The organism is Pantoea sp. UBA5923 (assembly GCF_002431095.1).
GTDB classification, from domain to species: Bacteria; Pseudomonadota; Gammaproteobacteria; order Enterobacterales; family Enterobacteriaceae; genus Pantoea; species Pantoea piersonii.
This window is the reverse complement of record NZ_DJDN01000058.1, coordinates 9,722-10,088: the sequence shown is the minus strand read 5'-3', so window position 1 is coordinate 10,088 and position 367 is coordinate 9,722. Positions and strand designations below refer to the sequence as shown.

General features: G+C 55.3%; 1 protein-coding gene. It reads right to left on the bottom strand.

From position 1 onward, the window contains the following. Positions 1 to 59: 59 nt before the first annotated feature. Positions 60 to 367: CreA family protein (locus B3797_RS13945; RefSeq protein WP_311791383.1), on the bottom strand; the 308-nt coding region annotated here is incomplete at its 5' end.

Sequence of the window (367 nt, the reverse complement as noted above, 5' to 3'; positions counted from 1 at the left end):
AAAGACGCAAAAGCGGCATCCATGCCGGCTCGCAATAAAACGCCCTTACGGGCGTTTTTTTATTCCCGCCACGGCATAATCGGCACTGCGCTCAGCGCATTTTTCGGCGACCCTTCAACGACCCTGTCGGAATAGCTCAGGTAGATCAGCGCATGACGTTTTTGATCGAAGAAGCGCACCACCTGTAGCTTTTTAAACACCAGCGAGGTGCGTTTCTTAAACACCACTTCGCCCTGCGCCTTACCGTTAGCAATAGCGTCGCTCAGCTCTACCGGCCCTACCTGCTGACAGGAGATCGCCGCATCGGCGGTATCTTCCGCCAGCCCTAAGCCGCCTTTGATTCCGCCGGTTTTTGCCCGGCTGATAT